The sequence below is a fragment of the Streptomyces sp. NPDC030893 genome, from assembly GCF_055571535.1.
The window spans coordinates 98,002-122,001 of record NZ_JBVIFC010000008.1 but is presented as its reverse complement, the minus strand read 5'-3'; the positions used below and the strand labels follow the sequence as shown (position 1 = coordinate 122,001).

At 70.8% G+C, this 24,000-nt stretch carries 26 protein-coding genes; 16 read left to right on the top strand and 10 right to left on the bottom strand.

Features of this window, described 5'->3' with window-relative positions:
* Positions 1-46: 46 nt before the first annotated feature.
* From pgl to tkt, 5 genes are read right to left on the bottom strand one after another with little or no spacing between them, the layout of a single operon-like run.
* Positions 47-838, bottom strand: coding sequence for a 6-phosphogluconolactonase (gene pgl, locus ACZ434_RS17520; RefSeq protein WP_468456625.1), 792 nt, complete (start codon positions 836-838; stop codon positions 47-49).
* Positions 835-1,887, bottom strand: coding sequence for a glucose-6-phosphate dehydrogenase assembly protein OpcA (gene opcA, locus ACZ434_RS17515; protein WP_468456623.1), 1,053 nt, complete (start codon positions 1,885-1,887; stop codon positions 835-837). Before opcA ends, pgl begins: the two co-directional genes overlap by 4 nt.
* Entirely contained in the window at positions 1,884-3,407 is a 1,524-nt protein-coding gene (gene zwf, locus ACZ434_RS17510) for a glucose-6-phosphate dehydrogenase (protein ID WP_468456621.1), read from the bottom strand. The genes opcA and zwf overlap by 4 nt, the downstream gene beginning before the upstream one ends.
* 4 nt (positions 3,408-3,411) lie before the next feature.
* Positions 3,412-4,530 carry a transaldolase gene (gene tal, locus ACZ434_RS17505; RefSeq protein WP_468456619.1) on the bottom strand — a complete coding sequence of 373 codons (1,119 nt, stop codon included), beginning with the start codon at positions 4,528-4,530 and terminating at the stop codon, positions 3,412-3,414.
* 35 nt (positions 4,531-4,565) lie between these two features.
* On the bottom strand, positions 4,566-6,653 hold the full coding sequence (gene tkt / locus ACZ434_RS17500; RefSeq protein WP_468456617.1) for a transketolase: 2,088 nt from the start codon (positions 6,651-6,653) through the stop codon (positions 4,566-4,568).
* Between the two features lie 345 nt (positions 6,654-6,998).
* Between tkt and ACZ434_RS17495 the strand changes: the two genes are divergently transcribed.
* From ACZ434_RS17495 to ACZ434_RS17480, 4 genes are all read left to right on the top strand, one after another.
* Positions 6,999-7,952 carry a heme o synthase gene (locus ACZ434_RS17495; protein WP_468456615.1) on the top strand — a complete coding sequence of 318 codons (954 nt, stop codon included), beginning with the start codon at positions 6,999-7,001 and terminating at the stop codon, positions 7,950-7,952.
* 93 nt (positions 7,953-8,045) lie between these two features.
* A complete protein-coding gene (locus tag ACZ434_RS17490) occupies positions 8,046-8,378 on the top strand; it encodes a hypothetical protein (RefSeq protein WP_468456613.1) in 333 nt (110 codons plus the stop codon).
* Positions 8,379-8,462: 84 nt separating this feature from the next.
* Entirely contained in the window at positions 8,463-9,569 is a 1,107-nt protein-coding gene (locus ACZ434_RS17485) for an amidohydrolase family protein (protein WP_468456611.1), read from the top strand.
* A gap of 18 nt (positions 9,570-9,587) precedes the next feature.
* Positions 9,588-10,322 carry a nucleotidyltransferase domain-containing protein gene (locus ACZ434_RS17480; RefSeq protein ID WP_468456609.1) on the top strand — a complete coding sequence of 245 codons (735 nt, stop codon included), beginning with the start codon at positions 9,588-9,590 and terminating at the stop codon, positions 10,320-10,322.
* On the opposite strand, the gene ACZ434_RS17475 is transcribed toward ACZ434_RS17480, so the two are convergent.
* Genes ACZ434_RS17475 through ACZ434_RS17460 form a run of 4 tightly spaced genes read right to left on the bottom strand, consistent with a single transcriptional unit; the run spans position 10,280 to position 13,896 of the window.
* Complete coding sequence (locus tag ACZ434_RS17475) at positions 10,280-11,308, bottom strand: COX15/CtaA family protein (protein WP_468456607.1); 1,029 nt, start codon at positions 11,306-11,308, stop codon at positions 10,280-10,282. The two genes, ACZ434_RS17480 and ACZ434_RS17475, sit on opposite strands and share 43 nt — an antisense overlap.
* Before the next feature lie 53 nt (positions 11,309-11,361).
* Entirely contained in the window at positions 11,362-12,132 is a 771-nt protein-coding gene (locus ACZ434_RS17470) for an ABC transporter permease (protein WP_468456604.1), read from the bottom strand.
* Positions 12,129-13,052, bottom strand: coding sequence for an ABC transporter ATP-binding protein (locus tag ACZ434_RS17465; RefSeq protein WP_468456602.1), 924 nt, complete (start codon positions 13,050-13,052; stop codon positions 12,129-12,131). The genes ACZ434_RS17470 and ACZ434_RS17465 overlap by 4 nt, the downstream gene beginning before the upstream one ends.
* Before the next feature lie 31 nt (positions 13,053-13,083).
* The gene (locus ACZ434_RS17460; protein ID WP_468456600.1) at positions 13,084-13,896 is read right to left on the bottom strand and encodes an AAC(3) family N-acetyltransferase; all 813 of its coding nucleotides are present in this window, start codon (positions 13,894-13,896) and stop codon (positions 13,084-13,086) included.
* 161 nt (positions 13,897-14,057) lie between these two features.
* On the opposite strand from ACZ434_RS17460, the gene ACZ434_RS17455 reads away from it, so the two are divergent.
* From ACZ434_RS17455 to ACZ434_RS17400, 12 genes are all read left to right on the top strand, one after another.
* Positions 14,058-14,771 (top strand): helix-turn-helix transcriptional regulator, encoded by a 714-nt coding sequence (locus tag ACZ434_RS17455; protein WP_468456598.1) that lies wholly within the window; start codon positions 14,058-14,060, stop codon positions 14,769-14,771.
* A complete protein-coding gene (sufB, locus tag ACZ434_RS17450; protein ID WP_468456596.1) occupies positions 14,768-16,189 on the top strand; it encodes a Fe-S cluster assembly protein SufB in 1,422 nt (473 codons plus the stop codon). Before ACZ434_RS17455 ends, sufB begins: the two co-directional genes overlap by 4 nt.
* A gap of 80 nt (positions 16,190-16,269) precedes the next feature.
* Entirely contained in the window at positions 16,270-17,454 is a 1,185-nt protein-coding gene (sufD, locus tag ACZ434_RS17445; protein ID WP_468456594.1) for a Fe-S cluster assembly protein SufD, read from the top strand.
* Entirely contained in the window at positions 17,451-17,768 is a 318-nt protein-coding gene (locus ACZ434_RS17440; protein ID WP_468456592.1) for a non-heme iron oxygenase ferredoxin subunit, read from the top strand. Before sufD ends, ACZ434_RS17440 begins: the two co-directional genes overlap by 4 nt.
* A gap of 7 nt (positions 17,769-17,775) precedes the next feature.
* Entirely contained in the window at positions 17,776-18,540 is a 765-nt protein-coding gene (sufC, locus tag ACZ434_RS17435) for a Fe-S cluster assembly ATPase SufC (RefSeq protein ID WP_468456590.1), read from the top strand.
* Positions 18,537-19,793 (top strand): cysteine desulfurase, encoded by a 1,257-nt coding sequence (locus ACZ434_RS17430; RefSeq protein ID WP_468456588.1) that lies wholly within the window; start codon positions 18,537-18,539, stop codon positions 19,791-19,793. Before sufC ends, ACZ434_RS17430 begins: the two co-directional genes overlap by 4 nt.
* Before the next feature lie 10 nt (positions 19,794-19,803).
* On the top strand, positions 19,804-20,268 hold the full coding sequence (gene sufU / locus ACZ434_RS17425) for a Fe-S cluster assembly sulfur transfer protein SufU (RefSeq protein ID WP_468456585.1): 465 nt from the start codon (positions 19,804-19,806) through the stop codon (positions 20,266-20,268).
* Positions 20,265-20,597 (top strand): metal-sulfur cluster assembly factor, encoded by a 333-nt coding sequence (locus ACZ434_RS17420; protein ID WP_468456583.1) that lies wholly within the window; start codon positions 20,265-20,267, stop codon positions 20,595-20,597. The genes sufU and ACZ434_RS17420 overlap by 4 nt, the downstream gene beginning before the upstream one ends.
* 90 nt (positions 20,598-20,687) lie before the next feature.
* Positions 20,688-21,008 (top strand): DMT family transporter, encoded by a 321-nt coding sequence (locus ACZ434_RS17415; RefSeq protein ID WP_468456581.1) that lies wholly within the window; start codon positions 20,688-20,690, stop codon positions 21,006-21,008.
* Entirely contained in the window at positions 21,008-21,550 is a 543-nt protein-coding gene (locus ACZ434_RS17410) for a TetR/AcrR family transcriptional regulator (protein ID WP_468456579.1), read from the top strand. The genes ACZ434_RS17415 and ACZ434_RS17410 overlap by 1 nt, the downstream gene beginning before the upstream one ends.
* Before the next feature lie 109 nt (positions 21,551-21,659).
* Positions 21,660-22,649 (top strand): 2,3,4,5-tetrahydropyridine-2,6-dicarboxylate N-succinyltransferase, encoded by a 990-nt coding sequence (gene dapD, locus ACZ434_RS17405; protein WP_468456577.1) that lies wholly within the window; start codon positions 21,660-21,662, stop codon positions 22,647-22,649.
* Positions 22,650-22,773: 124 nt separating this feature from the next.
* Positions 22,774-23,013 (top strand): hypothetical protein, encoded by a 240-nt coding sequence (locus ACZ434_RS17400; RefSeq protein WP_468456575.1) that lies wholly within the window; start codon positions 22,774-22,776, stop codon positions 23,011-23,013.
* A 73-nt stretch (positions 23,014-23,086) separates the two neighbouring features.
* Here the strand turns inward: ACZ434_RS17400 and dapA are convergent, their stop codons facing one another.
* Positions 23,087-23,965: a 4-hydroxy-tetrahydrodipicolinate synthase gene (gene dapA, locus ACZ434_RS17395; RefSeq protein ID WP_468456573.1), complete on the bottom strand. Its 879-nt coding sequence runs from the start codon at positions 23,963-23,965 to the stop codon at positions 23,087-23,089.
* Positions 23,966-24,000: the final 35 nt, after the last annotated feature.

Genomic DNA, 24,000 nt, shown 5'->3' with positions numbered 1-24,000 from the left:
CCGGGGCTGTGCCCCAGACCCCCGTTCGGCCCTGCGGGCCTCGTCCTCAAGCTCCCCCAGAGGGGGTACCCCCAGACGGGCTGTTCAAGAGGGCGTGGGGGAGTTGGGATGCCGCTGGGGCGTCCAGGAGCCACAGGGTGCGGGTGGTGCCCTTCGCGCCTGCTGCCGGGGCCTGGATCTCGCCGGCGCCCGAGAGGGCGACGGCGGCTGCCTCCGCCTTGTCCTCGCCCGCGGCCAGGAGCCAGACCTCCCTCGCCGACCGGATGGCCGGGAGGGTCAGGGTCACCCTGGTCGGCGGTGGTTTGGGGGCGCCGTGGACGCCCACCACCGTGCGTTCCGACTCGCGGACCGCGGGGAGTTCCGGGAAGAGGGACGCCACATGGGTGTCCGGGCCGACGCCCAGCATCAGGACGTCGAACGCCGGGACCGGGTCGCCCGCGGCGGCCAGTTCCTCCGCGTAGGCGGCGGCCGCCGCGTCCACGTCCGATCCGTGCGGGCCGTCCGACGCGGGCATGGCGTGCACGCGCTTCGGGTCCAGCGGCACCGCGTCGAGCAGCGCCTCACGGGCCTGGGTGACATTGCGGTCCGGGTGGCCCTCCGGCAGGAAGCGTTCATCGCCCCACCACAGGTCCAGCCGGGACCAGTCGACCGCGTCCCGGGCCGGGGCCTGGGCCAGTGCGGCCAGCAGCCCGTTGCCGTTGCGGCCACCGGTCAGGACCACGGACGCCGCACCCCGGGAGGCCTGCGCGTCCACGATCCCGGTGATCAGCCGGGCCGCGGCGGCCCGCGCCATCAGCTCCTTGTCCCGGTGCACGACCAGCTGCGGTGTCGTACTCATTTCGCCGCCGCCTTCTTCACCGGTGCCTGCGCCGTCGCCCGTTCCGCGGGCGCTTTCGCAGCCGACTCGACGGGAGCGGGGACCGCTTCCCGTTCTCCTTTGGCCGGAGCATCGGCCCCGTCCGCGGACTTCAGGCGTTCCACGCCGTACCGCAGCGCCGAGGCGTAGGTGTCGTCCGGGTCGAGCCGGCGCAGCTCCTCCGCGATGAGCTCCGCCGTCTCCCGGCGCTTGAGCGCCACCGCACGCTTGGGCTGGCCCTGTATGGACAGCGTCGCCAGCGAGCCGTCGGCGCGGTCCAGCGCGATCGGCCCGCAGTCGGTGTCCATGCGGACCGCCGTGAGGCCCGGACCGCCGGAGTGCGAGCGCTTGACGGGGACGTCCAGCCGGTCCGCGAGCCACATCGCCAGCAGCTCACAGCTCGGGTTGAACTCCTCGCCCTCCACCTCCACGCCCTGCACCTCGCAGGCGACCTGGTCCAGCGCCGCGGCCAGCATCGAACGCCACGGCGTGATGCGGGTCCACGACAGGTCCGTGTCGCCGGGGGTGTAGGCGTCGGCGCGGGCGGCGAGCTCCTCCACCGGCTTCTCGCAGGCGTAGGTGTCGGTCACCCTGCGCTGGGCCAGCGCTCCCAGCGGGTCGCTGGCCGGGTCCAGCGGCGCGTTCACCGGCCACCACACCACCACCGGGGCGTCCGGCAGCAGCAGCGGCAGCACCACCGACTGGGCGTGGTCGGCGACCTCGCCGTAGAGCCGGAGGATGACGGTCTCGCCGGTGCCGGCCTCCGCGCCGACCCGGACCTCGGCGTCGAGCCGGGACTGGGTGCGGTCGCGCAGCGAGCGGGAGACGCGCTTGATGACGACGAGGGTGCGCGAGGGGTGCTCGTGCGAGGCGTCGCTCGCCGCCTTCAGGGCGTCGTAGGCGTTCTCCTCGTCCGTCACGATGACCAGCGTGAGCACCATGCCGACGGCCGGGGTGCCGATGGCACGGCGGCCCTTCACCAACGCCTTGTTGATCTTGCTGGCCGTGGTGTCCGTGAGGTCTGTCTTCATGGCCGGCGCCAGCTCCGTCCGTCTCGCTCGAGCATTTCGTCCGCCTCGACGGGTCCCCACGTACCCGCCGGGTACTGGGCCGGCCTGCCGTTGGCGTCCCAGTACTCCTCGATCGGGTCCAGGATCTTCCAGGACAGCTCGACCTCCTCCGTGCGCGGGAAGAGGTTGGAGTCGCCGAGCAGCACATCGAGGATCAGCCGCTCGTACGCCTCCGGGCTGGACTCGGTGAACGACTCGCCGTAGGCGAAGTCCATCGAGACGTCCCGGATCTCCATCGACGTGCCCGGCACCTTGGAACCGAAGCGGACCGTGACGCCCTCGTCGGGCTGGACGCGGATGACGATCGCGTTCGAGCCCAGTTCCTCGGTGGCGGTGGAGTCGAAGGGGGAGTGCGGGGCCCGCTGGAAGACGACGGCGATCTCCGTCACCCTGCGGCCCAGCCGCTTGCCGGTGCGCAGGTAGAAGGGGACACCCGCCCAGCGGCGGTTGTCGATGCCCAGCCGGATCGCCGCGTAGGTGTCGGTCTTCGAGGAGGCGTCGATGCCCTCCTCCTCCAGATACCCGACCGCCTTCGCGCCGCCCTGCCAGCCGGCCGCGTACTGCCCGCGCACGGTGTCCCGGCCCAGGTCCTTCGGCAGCCGCACGGCACCGAGCACCTTGGTCTTCTCCGCGGCCAGCGCGTCCGCGTCGAAGGACGCGGGCTCCTCCATCGCGGTCAGCGCGAGCAGCTGGAGGAGGTGGTTCTGGATGACGTCACGGGCGGCGCCGATGCCGTCGTAGTAGCCGGCCCGGCCGCCGATGCCGATGTCCTCGGCCATGGTGATCTGCACGTGGTCGACGAAGGACCGGTTCCAGATCGGCTCGAACATCGTGTTGGCGAAACGCAGCGCCAGGATGTTCTGGACGGTCTCCTTGCCCAGGTAGTGGTCGATCCGGAACACCTGGTCCGGCGCGAACACCTCGTGGACGATCGCGTTCAGCTCCTCGGCCGACTTCAGGTCGTGGCCGAACGGCTTCTCGATCACCGCGCGCCGCCAGGACCCGTCGGTCTGGTCGGCCAGCCCGTGCTTCTTCAGCTGCTGGATGACCACCGGGAAGGAACGCGGCGGCACCGACAGGTAGAAGGCGAAGTTGCCGCCCGTGCCCTGCGCCTTGTCCAGCTCCTCGATCGTGGCGCGCAGCCGTTCGAAGGACTCGTCATCGTCGAAGGTGCCCTGCACGAACCGCATGCCCTGGATGAGCTGCTGCCAGACCTCCTCGCGGAAGGGGGTGCGGGCGTGCTCCTTGACCGCGTCGTGCACCTCCTGGGCGAAGTCCTCGTTCGCCCACTCCCGGCGGGCGAAGCCCACCAGCGAGAAGCCCGGGGGCAGCAGCCCCCGGTTGGCGAGGTCGTACACGGCCGGCATGAGCTTCTTGCGTGACAGGTCGCCCGTGACGCCGAAGATGACCAGGCCCGACGGCCCCGCGATACGCGGGAGCCGCCGGTCCGCCGGGTCACGCAGCGGATTGCTGCTCGACAAGGTCTCAGCCCTCCGAAGGGGCGAGGCGCTGGAGCTCCGCCTCGGTCGACTTCAGCAGGTCGTTCCAGGACGCCTCGAACTTGTCGACGCCCTCGTCCTCCAGAAGCCGCACCACCTCGTCGTAGGGGATGCCGAGCGCCTCGACCGCGTCGAGGTCGGCGCGCGCCTGCTCGTAGGTGCCCGCGACGGCGTTGCCCCGGATCCCGCCCTGCTCCTCGGTGGCGAACAGCGTCGCCTCCGGCATGGTGTTCACCGTGTTCGGCGCCACCAGCTCGTCCACGTACATCGTGGCCTTGTACGCCTTGTCCTTCACACCGGTCGACGCCCACAGCGGACGCTGCTTGTTGGCGCCGGCGCGCTCCAGCGCGCTCCAGCGGTCCGAGGCGAAGACCTCCTCGTACGCCTGGTAGGCCAGCCGCGCGTTGGCGATGGCGGCCTTGCCGCGCAGCGCCTTGGCCTCGTCGGTGCCGAGCGCGTCGATCCGCTTGTCGATCTCGGTGTCCACACGGGACACGAAGAAGGACGCCACGGAGTGGATCTCCGACAGGTCCAGGCCGCGCTCCTTGGCCTTCTCCAGACCGGTCAGGAACGCGTCCATGACCTTGCGGTAGCGCTCCAGGGAGAAGATCAGCGTCACGTTGACGCTGATGCCCAGACCGATGGTCTCGGCGATCGCCGGGATACCGGCCTCGGTCGCCGGGATCTTGATCAGCGTGTTGGGGCGGTCCACCAGCCAGGCGAGCTGCTTGGCCTCGGCGACCGTCGCGCGGGTGTCGTGCGCCAGCCGCGGGTCGACCTCGATCGACACCCGGCCGTCCCGGCCGTCGGTGGCGTCGAAGACCGGACGCAGGATGTCGGCGGCGTCCCGGACGTCCGCCGTCGTGATCATGCGGATGGCCTCTTCGACGGTGACCTTGCGGGCGGCCAGGTCGGTCAGCTGCGTGTCGTAGCCGTCGCCCTCGGAGATCGCCTTCTGGAAGATCGTCGGGTTGGTGGTGACGCCCACGACGTGCTGCTGGTCCATCAGCTCGGCGAGGTTGCCGGACGTGATCCGCTTGCGCGACAGGTCGTCCAGCCAGATCGCGACGCCTTCGTCGGAAAGGCGCTTCAGTGCGTCTGTCATGGAAATTCCATCTCCTACGTGTCGTTGTGTGAGCGTCAGCGCTGGGTCGCGGCGAGCGATTCCCGGGCCGCGGCGGCCACGTTCTCGGCGGTGAAGCCGAACTCCTCGAACAGCACCTTGCCGTCGGCGGAGGCCCCGAAGTGCTCCAGGGAGACGATGCGGCCGGCGTCACCGACGTACTTGTGCCAGGTGAGGCCGATCCCCGCCTCGACGGCCACGCGCGCCTTCACGGAGGGCGGCAGGACGCTGTCCCGGTACCCCTGGTCCTGCTCCTCGAACCACTCCACGGACGGCATCGACACCACGCGCGTGGGCACACCGTCGGCCTGGAGCCGCTCCCGCGCCTCGACGGCGACGTGCACCTCGGAGCCGGTGGCGATCAGAACGACCTCCGGCTCGCCGCCCTCGGCCTCGAACAGCACGTAGCCGCCCTTCGCTGCGTCCTCGTCGGGCTCGTACGTCGGCACGCCCTGGCGGGTCAGCGCCAGACCGTGCGGGGTGCCCTTGCCGAACTCCTTCGTCCAGCGGGTGAGGATCTCCCGCCAGGCGATCGCGGTCTCGTTGGCGTCCGCCGGGCGGACCACGTTCAGACCGGGGATGGCGCGCAGCGAGGCCAGGTGCTCGACCGGCTGGTGCGTCGGGCCGTCCTCGCCCAGACCGATGGAGTCGTGCGTCCACACGTACGTCACCGGCAGGTGCATCAGCGCCGACAGCCGGACCGCGTTGCGCATGTAGTCGGAGAACACCAGGAAGGTGCCGCCGTAGATGCGGGTGTTGCCGTGCAGCGCGATGCCGTTCATCTCCGCGGCCATGGCGTGCTCACGGATGCCGAAGTGGATCGTGCGGCCGTAGGGGTCCGCCTCCGGCAGCGGGTTGTCACCGGGGAGGAACGACGACGTCTTGTCGATCGTGGTGTTGTTGGAGCCCGCCAGGTCGGCCGAGCCGCCCCACAGCTCCGGCACCACCGCGCCGAGCGCCTGGAGCACCTTGCCGGACGCGGCACGGGTGGCGACACCCTTGCCCGGCTCGAACACCGGGATCGAGTCCTGCCAGCCCTTGGGCAGCTCGCCCGCGGCGATGCGGTCGTACTCGGCGGCGCGCTCGGGGTTGTTGTCCCGCCACTGCTGGTAGGACTTCTCCCACACGGCACGGGCCGCCTGGCCCCGCTCCAGCGCCTTGCGGGTGTGGCCGATGACCTCGTCGGACACCTCGAACGTCTGCTCCGGGTCGAAGCCCAGCACCCGCTTGGTGGCGGCCACCTCCTCGTCGCCCAGCGCCGAGCCGTGGGAGGCCTCGGTGTTCTGCGCGTTCGGGGCCGGCCAGGCGATGATCGAGCGCATGGCGATGAAGGACGGCTTGTCCGTGACCTTCTTCGCCTCCTGGATCGCGGCGTGGATCGCGTGCGGGTCCAGGTCGCCGTCCGGCTTCGGGGCGACCCGCTGCACGTGCCAGCCGTAGGCCTCGTACCGCTTGACGGTGTCCTCGGAGACGGCCGTCTCGGTGTCGCCCTCGATGGAGATGTGGTTGTCGTCCCACAGCAGCACCAGGTTGCCCAGCTTCTGGTGCCCGGCCATCGAGGACGCCTCGGCGGAGATGCCCTCCTGGAGGCAGCCGTCACCGGCGATGCAGTAGACGTAGTGGTCGAACGGGGACTCGCCCGGGGCGGCCTCCGGGTCGAACAGACCGCGCTCGTAGCGGGCGGCCATCGCCATGCCCACCGCGTTGGCGACACCCTGGCCCAGCGGGCCGGTCGTGGTCTCCACGCCCGTGGTGTGGCCGTACTCCGGGTGGCCGGGAGTCTTCGAGCCCCAGGTGCGGAACGCCTTCAGATCGTCCAGCTCCAGGCCGAAGCCGGCCAGGTACAGCTGGGTGTAGAGGGTCAGGGACGAGTGACCGGCGGACAGCACGAAACGGTCGCGCCCGACCCAGTCGGCGTCCGCCGGGTCGTGCCGCATCACCTTCTGGAAGAGGGTGTACGCGGCAGGCGCCAGGCTCATCGCCGTACCCGGATGGCCGTTACCGACCTTCTGTACGGCATCGGCGGCCAGGATGCGGGCGGTGTCCACGGCCCGCTGATCCAAGTCGGTCCACTCGAGGTCTGTGGTGGTCGGCTTAGTGCTCACCCTGAGTCAGGGCTCCTCTCCACATGCATTCGGACGGCCGGTGAAATGCCCACCGGCGTGGTCGAGCCTACCCCCGTAGGACGCGCGTTCTCCCGAGTCGTTCCAGAGTGCGGGCAGTGCCGTCGATCCGCCTCCTGACTGGGAAGTTTCCGCATTCGGCAGATGAATACGGAGCCGCTCATCCGGGTGCTCAATCGAGCCGCGAGCCGCACCTCGGAGGGCGCCGTCCAACACGAGCCGACCCCCGCGAATGTCCGGGTCTGGGCAACGTCTACAGTGGCGTGGTACGCGCGAGCCTTTACCGCCACTTCACCTGGGCAGGCTTGCTGGGATGTCTCTGTAGGGGTGTACGTGACGGCCGTTGAATCCCGTCCAGCGGGAGTGCTGGGTAGCAGTCAGAGCACCGCACATCGGCCGTTCAAGGCCCGTCTGATGGCCTTCGTGGCGCTCACCAAGCCGCGGATCATCGAGCTGCTCCTCATCACCACCGTTCCGGTGATGTTCCTGGCGGAGCAGGGCGTGCCCGACCTGAAGCTGGTGCTGCTGACCTGTGTCGGCGGCTACCTGTCCGCGGGCGGCGCCAACGCGCTCAACATGTACATCGACCGCGACATCGACGCGCTGATGGACCGCACCTCGCAGCGTCCGCTGGTGACCGGAATGGTCAGCCCGCGCGAGTGCCTCGCCTTCGGCATCACGCTGGCCGTCGTCTCGACCCTGCTGTTCGGCCTCACCGTCAACTGGCTCTCCGCCTGGCTCGCCCTCGGCGCGCTCCTCTTCTACGTCGTCGTCTACACGATGATCCTCAAGCGGCGGACGTCGCAGAACATCGTGTGGGGCGGCATCGCCGGCTGCATGCCGGTGCTGATCGGCTGGTCCGCGGTCACCAACTCGATGGCGTGGGCGCCGGTCATCCTCTTCCTCGTCATCTTTTTCTGGACACCGCCGCACTACTGGCCGCTGTCCATGAAGGTGAAGGACGACTACGCGCGCGTCGGCGTGCCGATGCTGCCGGTCATCGCCGGCAACAAGGCCGTCGCCAAGCAGATCGTGCTCTACAGCTGGGTCATGGTCGGCGTGTCCCTGCTGCTCACCCCGCTCGGCTACACCGGCTGGTTCTACACGGCCGTCGCCCTCGCGGCGGGCGGCTGGTGGCTGTGGGAGGCCCACGCGCTGCTGAACCGCGCGAAGGCCGAGGTGACGGGCGGCAAGCTCAAGGAGATGCGCCTGTTCCACTGGTCCATCACCTACGTGTCGCTGCTCTTCCTCGCCGTCGCGGTGGACCCGTTCCTGCGCTGACCGCTCTTCGTACGGCGCCCGGGCGGGGTACGTGGTCAAGGCCACGGACCCCGCCCGTCGCCGTTTGATCTACCCGTCGGTAGCATCCTGGTCATGGCAGACACGCAGCAGGTGGACCCGAAGGCCGGGAAGAAGGCGGCCCGGCTCGCCCAGCAGATCGGCGGCTTCGCCAAGGCGCACGGCGGCACCGAGGGGCAGATCCAGTATCTCGGGCAGCGCGGCGCCCGGATCGTCCTCGTCGGCGAGGACGGCGCATGGGGCGACGTCTTCGCCCCCTCGATGGACATCGCCCACAAGGCCGTCGAGAAGGCGGGCATCACCGTCCACGAGGAGTTCGACGGCGAGTTCGCGGCGAAGGTGAGGACGGGACCGTACGAGTGGAGCCGGATGGCGGGCATCCAGGTCGGCGGCCCTTCGAACAGCTGATTCCGGCCGGGGCAACACCTACTCACCGGTTCACCCGTTAGGACGTGCAGGCAGCGACCGCGTCCACACGGGGAGAGCCCGGAGATGATCGACCCGCCGTCCCTCGTGGACCAGTACTGTCACGGCGTACTCCGCACGGAGCTGGGCCTCGGCACCTTCGAGGCCCAGCTGGCCCGCACCGAGGGACCGCCCGCCCCCGGCACCACCCTCTTCGACACCCAGACCGGGTTCGCCGTACGCCGCTGGTGCCCGCCCCTGCTCGGCCTGGAGCCGCACTGCCCGCCCGCCCGGTACCTCGCCCGGCGCCGCGAACTGGGCATGCTCGAGGCCGGGCGCCGGCTGCTGCGGGGCAGCGGCATCACCGCCTACCTCGTCGACACCGGCCTGCCCGAGGATCTCACCGGGCCCGCCGAGCTGGGCCGGGCGGGCGACGCGGACGCGCACGAGATCGTGCGCCTGGAGCAGCTCGCCGAACAGGTCGCCGACACCTCCGGCACGGTCGGCTCCTTCCTCGCCAACCTCGCCGAGTCCGTGCACGGCGCCGCCGCCCACGCGGTCGCCTTCACCTCCGTCGCCGGGCCCCGGAACGGGCTGGCGCTCGCCCCCGAGGCGCCGGGCGCCGGGGAGGTGCGCGGTGCGGCGGGGCGCTGGCTGGCCGGGCGCCGGGCCGGGGACGAGCTGAACGACCCGGTGCTGCTGCGGCACCTGCTGTGGATCGCGGTCGCCTCCGGTCTGCCCCTGCAGCTCCATGCCGGGCTCGGCGCCCCGGGCGCCCGCGTCGACCGCACCGACCCGGTGCTGCTGACCGACTTCGTCCGGGCCACCGCCGGGCTCCGCACCGACCTCGTGCTGCTGCACGGCTACCCGTACCACCGGCACGCCGCTCACCTCGCCGGGGTGTTCCCGCACGTCTACGCCGACTGCGGGGCCGCCCTGGTGCGCACCGGCGCCCGCGCGGCGACCGTCCTCGCGGAGATCCTGGAACTCGCCCCCTTCGGCAAGATCCTCTTCTCCAGCGGCGCCCGCGGCCTGCCCGAGCTGCACGTGGTCGGCGCGCAGCTGTTCCGCGAGGCGCTGGACCGGGTGCTGGGCACCTGGGTGGCCGAGGGGGCGTGGTCGCTCGACGACGCCCAGCGGGTGGCCGGCCTGATCGCCTCGGGGAACGCGGGCAGGGTGTACAGACTGCACTGACCTGTGAAGACTGGGCGGATGCCGACCGACGCGTTACTCGACCGCTTCCTCACCGGCCTGGCGCCGCTCACTCCTGTGGCCGTATGGGCGCACGGCTCGCTGGCCGCCGGTGACTACCGGGAGGGCCGCAGCGATCTGGACGTGATCGCGGTCCTGGACCACCCGGTCACGGCCCGGACCCTGTGGCGCGTCGCGCTGCTGCACGCCCGGCTGCGGGACGAGCCGCTCGCCGACCGGCTGCACTGCACCTATCTGACACCGGGAACCGCGGCGGGTGCCGAGCGGCGCCACCTGACCTGGGCGCACGAGCAGCTCTTCAAGCGCCCCGTCACCCCGGTCACCCGCACCGAGCTGCACCGCTTTGGCCGGGTCCTGCGCGGGGTGCCGCCCGCGGACGTACTGCCGCCGGTGCCGGACGGCGAGCTCGCCGACTTCGTGGTGCGCGACCAGCGCGACTACTGGCGGCGGGAGGTGGACCGGGCCGCCAACTGGACCCAGGACGTGTGGGTCGACCTGGGCCTGCTGACCTTCGCCCGCGCCACCGTGACCCTGCGCGAGGGCCGTCTGATCTCCAAGCGGGAGGCCCTGGACGTGCTGCCCGGCCTCGGCGCGCCCGGCGAGGTCGTCGAGGACATCAGGCGGCGGCGCTACGACGATCCCGCGCCGCCCGCCGGGGGATGGACCGTACGCCGGGCCCGGCTGACCAGGGACTACCTGGGGCCGGCGATCGACGCGCTGGTGGCGGGCGCCTGAGCAGCCGGTACGGCCGCCTCCGGCACCGCGGCCTCCGGCCGCTCGCGCAGCGACAGCAGCACCCGGAGCACCCAGATCCACATCACGCACGAACCGAACATGTGCAGGCCGACCAGGACCTCGGGAAGGTCGGTGAAGTACTGGACGTAGCCGATGGCTCCCTGGAGAAGCAGAATGACGAACAGCTCTCGGGTGCGGGCCAGTGGGCCCTTGGGGGCGTCGACCGCCTTCAGCACGAACCAGAGGGCGAACGTCAGCGTCACCACGATCCACGCCAGCACGGCGTGCAGCTTGCTGACCGTCTCCCAGTCCACCGGCATCCGCGGGACCTCGCTGGAGTCACCCGCGTGCGGACCCGCCCCGGTGACCACCGTGCCGACCGCGATCAGCAGCACGGAGGCGGCCACCATGAACCACACCAGCTGCCGCACGGCCTTGCCGACCAGCGGACGGGGCTCGGCGTCGCCCTCACGTGTGCGCTGCCACATCACCGTCGCCACCGCGATCAGCGCCGAGGAGAGCAGGAAGTGCGCCGCGACCGTGTACGGGTTCAGGCCGACGAGAACCACGATGCCGCCGAGGACCGCGTTGCCCATGACGATCCAGAACTGGGCCCAGCCCAGCCGGGTCAGGCCGCGCCGGTGCGGCTTCCGGGAGCGCGCGGCGACGATCGCCCAGCCGACGGCGGCGCACAGCACGTACGTCAGCAGCCGGTTGCCGAACTCGATGACGCCGTGCATCCCCATCTCGCGGGTGTTGGTCAGCGAGTCGTCGGTGCACTTGGGCCAGGTCGGGCAGCCCAGGCCGGAACCGGTGAGCCGGACGGCACCGCCGGTGACCACGATGACCACCGCCATGGTGAGCGCGGCGAGGGCCGCCCTGCGGACGGTCCGGGGATCCGGGGTCCAGCGGGCGGCGATGAAGGCGAGCGGGTTGCGCAGGACCGTCGGGGTGTCGGCGCGGGTCACGTTTGGCACGCGTCCCATCGTAAGGCGCCGCTTGTGCACGCTTTCACGAGGGTCGGTTCCGGGCACGGGGCCTACTCCCAGCGGAAGAACTTCCCGGCCGCCGCGAGCCCCGCGACCGCCCACACGGCGAGGACGGCGAGGTTGCCCCACGGCATCCCGGCGCCGTGCTGGAGCACGTCCCGCAGGCCCTCCGAGAGGGCCGAGATGGGCAGCAGGCCGAGCACGTCCTGGGCCGCGTCCGGGAACCTGTCCAGCGGCACGACCACCCCGCCGCCGACGAGCAGCAGCAGGAAGACCAGGTTGGCGGCGGCGAGCGTCGCCTCGGCCTTGAGGGTGCCGGCCATCAGCAGACCGAGCCCGGAGAAGGCGGCCGTGCCCAGGAGCAGCAGCAGGGCGACGGACAGGGGGTCGCCCTGCGGGGACCAGCCGAGCGCGAGGGCGATGACCGTCACGAGGAGTACCTGGAGCACCTCGGTGACCAGGACCGACAGCGTCTTCGCGGTCATCAGCCCCCAGCGGGGCAGCGGCGAGGAGGCGAGCCGCTTCAGCACCCCGTAGCGGCGCTCGAAGCCGGTCGCGATGGCCTGCCCGGTGAACGCCGTCGACATCACCGCGAGGGCGAGGATGCCGGGGGCGAGGAAGTCCACCGGCTCGCCCTCGCCGAGGTCCACGACGTCCACGGTGCCGAACAGCACCAGCAGCAGCGTGGGGATGATCACGGTCAGCAGCAGCTGCTCGCCGTTGCGCAGCAGCATCTTCGTCTCGAGCGCGGCCTGGGCGGCGATCATGCGGGCCAGGGGGGCGGCCCCCGGCTTCGGGGTGTAGGTGCCGGTGGCGGTCACGCGCGCAGCTCCTTGCCGGTGAGTTCCAGGAAGACGTCCTCGAGGGTGTGGCGTTCCACCGAGATCCGGTCCGGCATCACGCCGTGCTGTGCGCACCAGGACGTCACCGTGGCGAGCAGCTGCGGGCCGACGTCGCCGATCACCCTGTACGTGCCCGGGAGCACCTCGGCGGCCGTGCAGCCGTCGGGCAGGGCCTTCAGCAGCGAGGCCACGTCCAGTCCCGGCCGCCCGGAGAAGCGGAGCGTGTTCTCGGCGCCGCCCCGGCACAGCTCCTCGGGGGAGCCCTGGGCGATGACCCGGCCGGCGTCGATGACCGCCACGTCGTCGGCGAGCTGCTCGGCCTCGTCCATGTAGTGGGTGGTGAGGATCACGGAGACGCCGTCGGCGCGCAGGTCCCGTACCAGGTCCCAGGTGGCGCGGCGGGCCTGCGGGTCGAGGCCGGCCGTCGGCTCGTCCAGGAACACCAGCTCCGGGCGCCCCACCACGGCCATCGCCAGCGCGAGCCGCTGCTGCTGGCCGCCGGAGAGCCGCCGGTAGGTCGTACGGCCGCAGGAGCCGAGCCCGAGGCGCTCGATCAGCGCGTCCACGTCCAGGGGGTGCGCGTGCAGCTTCGCCACGTGCCGGAGCATCTCGTCGGCCCGCGCGCCCGAGTAGACGCCGCCGGACTGGAGCATCACGCCGACGCGCGGACGCAGCGCCGCCGACTCCCGCACCGGGTCGAGGCCCAGGACGCGTACGGTGCCGGAGTCCGGCCGCCGGTACCCCTCGCAGGTCTCGACCGTGGTCGTCTTGCCCGCCCCGTTGGGGCCGAGCACGGCGGTCACGCCCTGCCGGGCCACCAGGTCGAGGCCGTCCACCGCGGTCTTCGTGCCGTACCGCTTCACCAGGGCCTGCACCTGGACCACGGGCTCACTTCGCATGGGACACGAGTCTAGGGAGGCGGCCGGGGTCTCAGACCGTGGGGTGCTGGAACTCCTCCTCACGGGGCCGGTGCGTCGCCAGCCGGCCCTCCGCGTAGGCCACCGCGTCCGCCACCCCGAACAGCCGCGCTGCGGCGGCTCCGACCCGGCCGCGTACGACGGGACGGTCGCGTTCGAAGTCGTGCCCCAGCTCGTCGAAGCCCTCGGAGGTGATCGACACCTCGGTGACCGTCTCCCAGCCGTCCGGGCCGGGGCGGCCCACCTCCACGCGTGGAGAGGGAACGCGGTATTCGGCCAGGTGGAAGGCGGTGCAGGTGTCGTATCCGGCACCCAGCAGCAGCACCCGCGCGGCGAGCCGTTCCAGTGTCGCCAGCGGACTCCGCTCACCGAGCCGGCAGTCGGCGGCGTGCCCGGCGACGATCTCCGCCGCGCGGGAGCCGACCGCCGCGAACGAGGTCTGGGGGTGACCGCTGCGCAGGGCTCCCGGCCAGGTCCGTACGGTCTCGGGTATGACGCCGACACCGCGCGAGGGAGTGGTCAGCGGGTCGTAGGCGGGCATCGTGGCCCGGATGGTCTCCCACCACTCCTCCGGCACCGGCGGTGCCTGCCACAGCGCAGGATCGGAGAGATCGCCGGACTGGGTGGGAACCACCAGCGTGCCGTCCGGGCCGAGCACGTCGAGCAGCGCGCGGACGACCGTGACCGGTCCGCCGTTGACCCAGCCGAGGGAGCTGAGCGAGGAGTGCGCGAGGAGGGTCTCGCCCGGCCGGACGCCGAGCTCGCGCAGGTGCGCCGTGAGGGTGTCGCGGGTGACGAGTGGGCCGGTCGGAGCGGGTGCGGTCATGGTCGGGGAGTGTGCGGGAAGCAGCCGCCGGGCGCCACCGGTTTGATCGATCAGAGATCGTTTCCGCAGGTCGGATTAGGTTTGCCTAAGTGACGCAGGGCACCGTCGGGCCGTCCGGTCGCGGCTTGCCGGTCGCGGATGAATTACGCAACAATGGCGTTGTGAAAAACGTTGGCGAGGCTCCCCACGAGGAACTGGCAACCGGTGAGCGGTCCACCCGCAACCGCGTCGCCCGCTCCATCCTGGACCACGGCCCGTCGACCGTCGCCGAGCTGGCCGAGCGTCTCGGTCTCACCCAGGCGGCCGTACGCCGGCACCTGGACACGCTGACCGGTGACAACGTCGTGGAGGCCCGCGAGCGGCGCGTCTACGGCGCCCGTACGCGCGGCCGGCCGGCGAAGGTGTTCGCCCTCACCGACTGCGGACGGGACGCCTTCGACCAGTCCTACGACAAACTGGCCGTGGACGCCCTGCGGTGGATCGGAGAGCGGGAGGGCGGCGGCGAGGCGGTCGCCGCGTTCGCCCGTGCCCGGATCGCCGCCCAGGCCGAGACGTACCGCAAGGCGGTCGAGGGCGTGGCGCCCGAGGAGCGGACGGAAGCACTGGCCAAGGCGCTGAGCGCGGACGGGTACGCTGCAACCGCGCGCAGCGCACCGGTCGGCGAACAGCTCTGCCAGCACCACTGCCCGGTCGCCCACGCCGCCGAACAGTTCCCGCAGCTGTGCGAGGCCGAGACGGAATTCTTCGCCGAGCTCCTCGGTACGCATGTACAGCGGCTGGCGACGATCGCGCACGGCGACGGCGTCTGCACGACGTTCATCCCCAAGATTTCCCACCAAGCATCTGAAAGCACGTCCGGGAGGAACCCCGCATGACTCTCCCCACGGAGACTGCCCACCCCGAGCTGGAGGGTCTGGGCACCTACGAATACGGCTGGGCCGACCGTGACGAGGCCGGTGCGGCGGCGCGCCGCGGCCTGAACGAGGACGTCGTCCGGGACATCTCCGCGAAGAAGGACGAGCCGGAGTGGATGACCAAGCTCCGTCTCAAGGGCCTGCGCCTGTTCGAGAAGAAGCCCATGCCGAACTGGGGCTCCGACCTCTCCGGCATCGACTTCGACAACATCAAGTACTTCGTGCGCTCCACGGAGAAGCAGGCGCAGTCCTGGGAGGACCTGCCCGAGGACATCAAGAACACCTACGACAAGCTGGGCATCCCCGAGGCCGAGAAGAAGCGCCTCGTCGCCGGTGTCGCCGCCCAGTACGAGTCGGAGGTCGTCTACCACCAGATCCGTGAGGACCTGGAGGAGCAGGGCGTCATCTTCCTCGACACCGACACGGCCCTGAAGGAGCACCCGGAGCTCTTCAAGGAGTACTTCGGCACCGTCATCCCCGTCGGTGACAACAAGTTCGCGTCGTTGAACTCCGCCGTGTGGTCCGGCGGCTCCTTCATCTACGTGCCGCCGGGCGTGCACGTGGAGATCCCGCTCCAGGCCTACTTCCGGATCAACACCGAGAACATGGGCCAGTTCGAGCGGACCCTGATCATCGTCGACGAGGGTGCCTACGTGCACTACGTCGAGGGCTGCACCGCCCCGATCTACAAGTCGGACTCGCTGCACAGCGCCGTCGTCGAGATCATCGTCAAGAAGAACGCCCGCTGCCGTTACACGACCATCCAGAACTGGTCGAACAACGTGTACAACCTGGTCACCAAGCGTGCCGTGGCCTACGAGGGCGCGACCATGGAGTGGGTCGACGGCAACATCGGCTCCAAGGTGACGATGAAGTACCCGGCCGTCTACCTGATGGGCGAGCACGCCAAGGGCGAGACCCTGTCCATCGCCTTCGCCGGCGAGGGCCAGCACCAGGACGCGGGCGCCAAGATGGTCCACATGGCGCCGAACACCTCGTCCAACATCGTCTCCAAGTCGGTGGCGCGCGGCGGTGGCCGCACCTCCTACCGCGGACTGATCGAGATCGGCGAGGGCGCCCCCGGCGCCAAGTCGAACGTGCTGTGCGACGCGCTGCTCGTCGACACCATCTCCCGCTCGGACACCTACCCCTACGTGGACGTCCGCGAGGACGACGTGTCCATGGGCCACGAGGCGACCGTCTCCAAGGTCTCCGAGGACCAGCTCTTCTACCTGATGAGCCGCGGTCTGAGCGAGTTCGAGGCGATGGCGATGATCGTGCGCGGCTTCGTCGAGCCGATCGCCAAGGAACTGCCCATGGAGTACGCGCTCGAGCTCAACCGGCTGATCGAGCTGCAGATGGAAGGCGCGGTCGGCTGACACCGGCCGGGGGCGGCCACCGGCCGCCCCGCCGTTCCGTCAAGCCCCCTTACGTAAGGAAAGCGAGCACTACGACAGCCATGGCTGAGGCTCAGAACATCCCGGTGGGCTCCACCACCGCCGGCTCGATCGCGGTGGCCGCCGAGTCGACCGTCGCCACCCGTATGAGCGCGCCCCCGTCCTTCGACGTGGCGGACTTCGCCGTCCCCCACGGCCGCGAGGAGGAGTGGCGGTTCACCCCGCTGGAGCGGCTGCGCGGGCTGCACGACGGCACCGCCACCGCCACCGGCGAGGGCGTCAAGGTCGCCGTCGAGGCGCCCGAGGGCGTCACCGTCGAGACCGTCGGCCGCGACGACGCGCGGCTCGGCCGCGCCGGTACCCCGGTCGACCGCGTCGCCGCCCAGGCGTACTCCGCCTTCGAGCAGGCCTCGGTCGTGACCGTGCCGAAGGAGGCCGTCCTCACCGAGCCCATCCGCATCGCGGTGCACGGCGAGGGCGGTACCGCCTACGGCCACCAGCTGATCGAGCTCGGCGCCTTCGCCGAGGCCGTCGTGGTCATCGACCACACCGGCGACGCGGTGCTCGCCGCCAACGTCGACTACGTCCTCGGTGACGGCGCCAAGCTGACCGTCGTCTCCGTCCAGGACTGGGACGACAAGGCGGTGCACGTCGCCCAGCACAACGCCCTCGTCGGCCGTGACGCGACCTTCAAGTCGGTCGTCGTCACCTTCGGCGGCGACGTCGTACGCCTCCACCCGCGCGTGGCCTACGCCGGCCCCGGCGGCGAGGCGGAGCTGTTCGGCCTGTACTTCACCGACGCCGGCCAGCACCAGGAGCACCGCCTCCTGGTCGACCACAACGTGCCGCACTGCAAGTCCAACGTCGTCTACAAGGGCGCGCTCCAGGGCGACGACGCGCACGCCGTGTGGATCGGTGACGTGCTCATCGAGGCCAAGGCCGAGGGCACCGACACCTACGAGATGAACCGCAACCTGGTTCTCACCGACGGCGCCCGCGTCGACTCCGTGCCCAACCTGGAGATCGAGACCGGCGAGATCGTCGGCGCCGGCCACGCCTCCGCGACCGGCCGCTTCGACGACGAGCAGCTCTTCTACCTGATGGCCCGCGGCATCGCCGAACAGGACGCCCGCCGGCTGGTCGTGCGCGGCTTCTTCGCCGAGCTCGTCCAGCAGATCGGCGTCCCGGACATCGAGGAGCGCCTGATCGCCAAGATCGAGGAGGAGCTGGAGGCGGCGGTCGGATGACCTTCCAACGCGCCTGCGGGCTGAGCGAGCTGGAGGAGGACACCCCGAAGCGGGTGGAACTCGACGGCACGCCGGTCTCCATCGTGCAGACCGGGGGCGAGGTGTTCGCGATCAACGACATCTGCTCGCACGCGAACGTCTCCCTCTCGGAGGGCGAGGTGGACGACTGCCACATCGAGTGCTGGCTGCACGGCTCGCGTTTCGACCTCCGTTCCGGCAAGCCCGACGCCCTTCCGGCGACGCGCCCCGTCCCCGTATACCCCGTAAAGATCGAAGGGGACGACGTGCTCGTCTCCCTCACCCAGGAGTCCTGAGGCACCCATGGCAACGCTTGAAATCCGAGACCTGCACGTCACCGTCGAGGCCGACAACGCCACGAAGGAGATCCTCAAGGGCGTCGACCTCACCGTGAAGCAGGGCGAGACGCACGCCATCATGGGCCCCAACGGCTCGGGCAAGTCGACTCTCGCCTACGCGCTCGCCGGTCACCCCAAGTACACCGTCTCCGGCGGCACCGTCACCCTCGACGGCGAGGACGTCCTGGAGATGTCCGTCGACGAGCGCGCCCGCGCCGGCCTCTTCCTCGCCATGCAGTACCCGGTCGAGGTCCCCGGCGTGTCGGTCTCCAACTTCCTGCGCACCTCCGCCACCGCCATCCGCGGCGAGGCCCCGAAGCTGCGCACCTGGGTGAAGGAGGTCAAGGAGGCCATGGAGCGCCTCAACATGGACCCCGCCTTCGCCGAGCGCAACGTCAACGAGGGCTTCTCCGGCGGTGAGAAGAAGCGCCACGAGATCCTCCAGCTCGAACTGCTCAAGCCGAAGATCGCGGTCCTCGACGAGACCGACTCGGGCCTGGACGTCGACGCCCTGCGCATCGTCTCCGAGGGCGTCAACCGCGTCCGCGAGTCCGGCGAGGTCGGCACCCTGCTGATCACGCACTACACGCGCATCCTGCGGTACATCAAGCCCGACCACGTCCACGTCTTCGCCAACGGCCGTATCGTCGAGTCCGGCGGCCCGGAGCTCGCGGACAAGCTGGAGGCCGAGGGCTACGAGGCATACGTGAAGGGTGGCGCATCCGCGTGACACAGCTGCCGGGCCTCCTCGACACAGAGGCGATCCGCAAGGACTTCCCCATCCTGGACCGCCAGGTCCACGACGGCCGGAAGCTCGTGTACCTGGACAACGCGGCGACCTCGCAGAAGCCGCGCCAGGTGCTGGACGCTCTCGCCGAGTACTACGAGCGCTACAACGCCAACGTCCACCGCGGTGTGCATGTGCTCGCCGAGGAGGCCACGGCGCTGTACGAGGGCGCGCGCGACAAGGTCGCGGAGTTCGTCAACGCGCCCTCGCGCGACGAGGTGATCTTCACCAAGAACGCCTCCGAGTCGCTCAACCTCGTGGCCAACATGCTCGGCTGGGCCGACGAGCCCTACCGGGTGGACCACGAGACCGAGATCGTCATCACGGAGATGGAGCACCACTCCAACATCGTGCCGTGGCAGCTGCTCGCGCAGCGCACGGGAGCGAAGCTGAAGTGGTTCGGCCTCACCGACGACGGCCGGCTCGACCTGTCGAACATCGACGAGATCATCACCGAGAAGACGAAGATCGTCTCCTTCGTGCTGGTCTCCAACATCCTGGGCACGGTCAACCCGGTCGAGGCGATAGTGCGCCGCGCCCAGGAGGTCGGCGCGCTGGTCTGCATCGACGCCTCGCAGGCCGCGCCCCACATGCCGCTGGACGTCCAGGCCCTCCAGGCCGACTTCGTGGCCTTCACCGGCCACAAGATGTGCGGCCCGACCGGCATCGGCGTCCTCTGGGGCCGCCAGGAGCTGCTGGAGGACCTGCCCCCGTTCCTCGGCGGCGGCGAGATGATCGAGACCGTGTCGATGAGCTCGTCGACCTACGCGCCCGCCCCGCACAAGTTCGAGGCGGGCACCCCGCCGATCTCCCAGGCGGTCGGGCTCGGCGCGGCGATCGACTACCTGTCGGCCATCGGCATGGACAAGGTCCTCGCCCATGAGCACGCCATCACCGAGTACGCGGTGAAGCGCCTCACCGAGGTCCCGGACCTGCGCATCATCGGCCCCGCCACGGCCGAGGACCGCGGCGCCGCGATCTCCTTCACCCTGGGGGACATCCACCCGCACGACGTGGGCCAGGTCCTCGACGAACAGGGCATCGCGGTACGCGTGGGGCACCACTGCGCCCGCCCCGTCTGCCTGCGGTACGGAATTCCCGCGACCACGCGAGCGTCGTTCTATCTGTACTCCACGCCGGCCGAGATCGACGCACTGGTCGACGGCCTGGAGCACGTACGGAACTTCTTCGGATAGGGGCTGAGGCGTGAAGCTGGACTCGATGTACCAGGACGTCATCCTGGACCACTACAAGAACCCGCACGGGCGTGGTCTGAGGGACGGCGACGCCGAGGTGCACCACGTCAACCCGACGTGCGGTGACGAGATCACCCTGCGTGTGAAGTACGACGGTACGAAGATCACTGACGTCAGCTACGAGGGGCAGGGCTGTTCCATCAGCCAGGCCTCCGCCTCGGTGCTGAACGACCTGCTGGTCGGCAAGGACCTCGCCGAGGCGCAGCGGATCCAGGGCACCTTCCTGGAGCTGATGCAGTCCAAGGGGAAGATCGAGCCCGACGACGCGATGGAGGAGATCCTGGAGGACGCGGTCGCGTTCGCCGGGGTGTCCAAGTACCCGGCCCGGGTCAAGTGCGCCCTCCTCAGCTGGATGGCGTGGAAGGACGCGACGGCCCAGGCGCTGGGCGCCGACGCCGAAAGGACAACGGCATGAGTGAGACCGTGGAGATGAAGCCGGCCTCCGAGGAGGAGGTCCGCGAGGCCCTGATGGACGTCGTCGACCCCGAACTGGGCATCGACGTCGTCAACCTCGGGCTGATCTACGGCGTCCACATCGACGACTCCAATGTGGCGACCGTCGACATGACCCTGACGTCGGCGGCCTGCCCGCTGACGGACGTCATCGAGGACCAGGCGAAGTCCGCCACGGACGGCCTGGTCAGCGAACTGCGCATCAACTGGGTCTGGATGCCGCCGTGGGGACCGGACAAGATCACCGACGACGGCCGTGAGCAGCTCAGGGCGCTCGGCTTCAACGTCTGACCCCCCGCACCGCAGCCAGGAACGGCGACGCCCCGCATCGGGCGCCGCCGTTCCTCTGTTCGCGCGCCCTTCATGTGTACGCTCGTACACATGGGATATCTGCTGCTGGCCGGCGCCATCGTCGCCGAGGTGTGCGCCACGACCGCCATGAAGTACAGCGACGGCTTCAGCAGGCTCTGGCCCTCGGTGCTGACCGTACTCGGATACATCGTGTCCTTCGCCCTCCTCGCCCAGACGCTCCGCACCGTCGCCGTCGGTACGGCCTACGCCATCTGGGCCGGGGTGGGCACCGCCGCCATCGCCACCATCGGCGTGGCGTTCCTCGGGGAAGGGCTGACCGTCACCAAGGCCGCCGGGATCGCCCTGATCATCATCGGTGTCGTGGTGCTGAACCTGGGAGGCGCGCACTGATGGCCCGGCGCCACGACCCCGAGCGGCGGCAGCGGATCATCGACGCGGCGATCCGGGTCGTGGGCCGCAGGGGCATCGCCGGGCTCAGCCACCGCACCGCCGCCGCCGAGGCCGACGTTCCGCTCGGCTCCACCACGTACCACTTCACGACCCTCGACGAGCTGCTGGTCGCCGCCCTGCGGCAGGCCAACGAGGGCTTCGCCGGGCTGATCGCCGCGCGCGGGGGCCTCCAGGACCCGCACACCGATCTGGCGGCCGAACTCGCGGCCCTGACGGGCGAATGGCTGGCCGGTGAACGCACCGGCGTCGAGCTGGAGTACGAGCTGTACCTGGCCGCACTGCGCCGCCCCGCCCTGCGCCCCGTCGCGGCCGAATGGTGCGAGGACATCGCCGAACTGCTCTCCCGCCGCACGGACCCCGTCACCGCGCGGGCGCTGGTCGCGCTGATGGACGGCATCTGCCTCCAGGTGCTGCTGACCGACACCCCCTACGACGAGGCGTACGCGCGGGAGGTGCTGGGGCGGCTGATCCCGCCGGAGTGACGCCGCGCGGGCGGGCCGTTTCCCGGCGGGGGCGGGCCGGTGGGCCCGGCACGTGAGATGCCCGGGGACCGGTTCGCATCCGTGGCCGCCGGGCGGTTAGGTTGCCCTCATGACCGACACGACTGCTCAGAGCACCACCGGCGCGGTGGCCGCCGGCCTCGCCACCCTCGCCGCCGACGGCACCGTCCTCGACACCTGGTTCCCCGCCCCCGAACTCGTCGCGGAGCCCGGCCCCTCCGGCACCGAGCGGCTCTCCGCCGAGCGGGCCGCCGAACTGCTGGGCGGCGGCGCCACCGCGGCGGTCGGCCCGGACGCCCGCCGGGGCGTCGAGGTCGTCGCGGTCCGCACGGTCATCTCCTCGCTGGACGAGAAGCCGGTGGACGCGCACGACGTCTACCTGCGCCTGCACCTGCTCTCGCACCGCCTGGTGAAGCCGCACGGCCAGAACCTGGACGGCGTCTTCGCCCACCTCGCCAACGTCGCCTGGACCTCGCTCGGCCCGGTCGCCGTGGACGACCTGGAGAAGGTCCGGCTGAACGCCCGCGCCGAGGGCCTGCACCTCGCCGTGACGTCCGTCGACAAGTTCCCCCGCATGACGGACTACGTGGCCCCCAAGGGCGTCCGCATCGCCGACGCCGACCGGGTGCGGCTCGGTGCGCACCTCGCCGAGGGCACCACCGTCATGCACGAGGGCTTCGTCAACTTCAACGCCGGCACGCTCGGCACGTCGATGGTCGAGGGCCGTATCTCCGCCGGTGTCGTGATCGGCGACGGCTCCGACATCGGCGGCGGCGCCTCCACCATGGGCACCCTGTCCGGCGGCGGCAACGTGCGCATCTCCGTCGGCGAGCGGTGCCTGGTCGGTGCCGAGGCGGGCGTCGGCATCGCCCTCGGAGACGAGTGCGTGGTCGAGGCCGGGCTGTACGTCACCGCCGGCACCCGGGTCACCATGCCCGACGGCGAGGTCGTCAAGGCGCGTGAGCTGTCCGGCGCCTCCCACATCCTGTTCCGCCGCAACTCCGTGACCGGCACCGTCGAGGCGCGCCCGAACAACGCGGTCTGGGGCGGCCTGAACGACGTTCTGCACAGCCACAACTGACCGTTTTGTCACGCCCGAACGGGTTACTCCCCGTGACCTTCGGGTCGTTTTGGCAGATGAGCGGGTGGACACAGAGTCCGATCAGAAGCCGGGACGGCCGAAGTACAGGAAATGGGGACGGGCGATGGTGAACAAGTGGGTGTGGGGCATGCTCCGGCACGCGGTCGGAGTGATGGGCGTCGCGGCCATGCTGGTGCTGTGCGGAACGCTGGCGGGCACCGCACACGCGGACGAGAGCTCCGTCGACTCGGGCAACGGTCACCGGGTGGCCCTGCTCAACGCCGACGTCGGACAGATCGACGACCCGGCGGAGGATGTGCTGGAGCACTTCCTGCTGTTCGGTGACGGGTACGTCTGGGACTGACGCGCGGGCCGGACCGCACCGGACCGCCCCGCGGGCCGGATCCCCACTCGGTGGGGGTCCGGCCCGTTCGCCGTCAGGCGGTCACCAGGTCGTACACCGTCCTGAGCTCCTCCGCCGTGCGGGGGTCGGCCGGCCGCAGCGGCGGGCGGACCGGGCCCGCGGGAAGGCCCAGGCCGGCGAGGAGGGCCTTGGCCGTGACCGTGCCCGGGAGCCCGTTCGCCATCACCGCCTCGATCAGGGGCGTCAGCCGGTGCTGGAGGCTTGTGGCACGGGCCGTGTCGCCCGCGTCGAAGGCGTCCAGGACGGCGCGCACGAGGCCCGGGGCCACATTGGCGACGGTGCTGACACAGCCCGCGCCGCCGACCGCGTAGAGGGCCAGGTTGTGCTCGTCGCAGCCCGCGTAGTACGCGAGGTCGGTGCGGGACATCAGCTTCTGGGCCGACAGGAAGTCGTAGGAGCAGTCCTTCACCGCCACGATCCGGGGATGCTCCGCGAGGCGCAGCAGCGTCTCCGGTTCGACGCGGATGCCGGTGCGGGCGGGGATGTCGTACACCACCAGGGGGAGGCCCGTGGAGTCCGCGACCCGCAGGAAGTGGTCCTCGATCGCGTCCTGCGGGGGCCGGCTGTAGTACGGGGCGACCACCAGGAGGCCGTCGGCGCCGGCCTTCTCCGCCGCGCGGGCGAGTGCGACGGTGTGGGCCGTGTCGGGGGTACCGACGCCGGCGACGATCGTGGCCCGGGTGCCGACCGCCTCGCGCACCGACGCGACGAGGGCCGACTTCTCGGCGTCCGTGGTGGTGGGGGACTCGCCCGTGGTGCCGGACAGCACCAGCCCGTCGCAGCCCTGGGTGACCAGACGGTCGGCGAGGCGCCGGGCGCCGTCCAGGTCGAGCGCGCCGGCGGGGGTGAACGGGGTGATCATCGCGCAGAGGGTGCGGCCGAAAGGGGTCATGGGGGTAGTGTCGGCCGTCCGGTAGTGAAGTTCCA

Coding starts and splice junctions, on each gene's coding strand:
- ACZ434_RS17410 (WP_468456579.1), top strand. CDS start 21,008: ATGGCCCGGCGCCACGACCCCGAGCGGCGGCAGCGGATCATCGACGCG.
- ACZ434_RS17460 (WP_468456600.1), bottom strand. CDS start 13,896: ATGACCGCACCCGCTCCGACCGGCCCACTCGTCACCCGCGACACCCTC.
- tal (WP_468456619.1), bottom strand. CDS start 4,530: ATGACAGACGCACTGAAGCGCCTTTCCGACGAAGGCGTCGCGATCTGG.
- ACZ434_RS17420 (WP_468456583.1), top strand. CDS start 20,265: ATGAGTGAGACCGTGGAGATGAAGCCGGCCTCCGAGGAGGAGGTCCGC.
- sufD (WP_468456594.1), top strand. CDS start 16,270: ATGGCTGAGGCTCAGAACATCCCGGTGGGCTCCACCACCGCCGGCTCG.
- ACZ434_RS17400 (WP_468456575.1), top strand. CDS start 22,774: ATGGTGAACAAGTGGGTGTGGGGCATGCTCCGGCACGCGGTCGGAGTG.
- opcA (WP_468456623.1), bottom strand. CDS start 1,887: ATGAAGACAGACCTCACGGACACCACGGCCAGCAAGATCAACAAGGCG.
- ACZ434_RS17480 (WP_468456609.1), top strand. CDS start 9,588: ATGCCGACCGACGCGTTACTCGACCGCTTCCTCACCGGCCTGGCGCCG.
- dapA (WP_468456573.1), bottom strand. CDS start 23,965: ATGACCCCTTTCGGCCGCACCCTCTGCGCGATGATCACCCCGTTCACC.
- pgl (WP_468456625.1), bottom strand. CDS start 838: ATGAGTACGACACCGCAGCTGGTCGTGCACCGGGACAAGGAGCTGATG.
- sufC (WP_468456590.1), top strand. CDS start 17,776: ATGGCAACGCTTGAAATCCGAGACCTGCACGTCACCGTCGAGGCCGAC.
- ACZ434_RS17490 (WP_468456613.1), top strand. CDS start 8,046: ATGGCAGACACGCAGCAGGTGGACCCGAAGGCCGGGAAGAAGGCGGCC.
- ACZ434_RS17440 (WP_468456592.1), top strand. CDS start 17,451: ATGACCTTCCAACGCGCCTGCGGGCTGAGCGAGCTGGAGGAGGACACC.
- ACZ434_RS17475 (WP_468456607.1), bottom strand. CDS start 11,308: ATGGGACGCGTGCCAAACGTGACCCGCGCCGACACCCCGACGGTCCTG.
- dapD (WP_468456577.1), top strand. CDS start 21,660: ATGACCGACACGACTGCTCAGAGCACCACCGGCGCGGTGGCCGCCGGC.
- ACZ434_RS17465 (WP_468456602.1), bottom strand. CDS start 13,052: ATGCGAAGTGAGCCCGTGGTCCAGGTGCAGGCCCTGGTGAAGCGGTAC.
- ACZ434_RS17415 (WP_468456581.1), top strand. CDS start 20,688: ATGGGATATCTGCTGCTGGCCGGCGCCATCGTCGCCGAGGTGTGCGCC.
- ACZ434_RS17485 (WP_468456611.1), top strand. CDS start 8,463: ATGATCGACCCGCCGTCCCTCGTGGACCAGTACTGTCACGGCGTACTC.
- sufB (WP_468456596.1), top strand. CDS start 14,768: ATGACTCTCCCCACGGAGACTGCCCACCCCGAGCTGGAGGGTCTGGGC.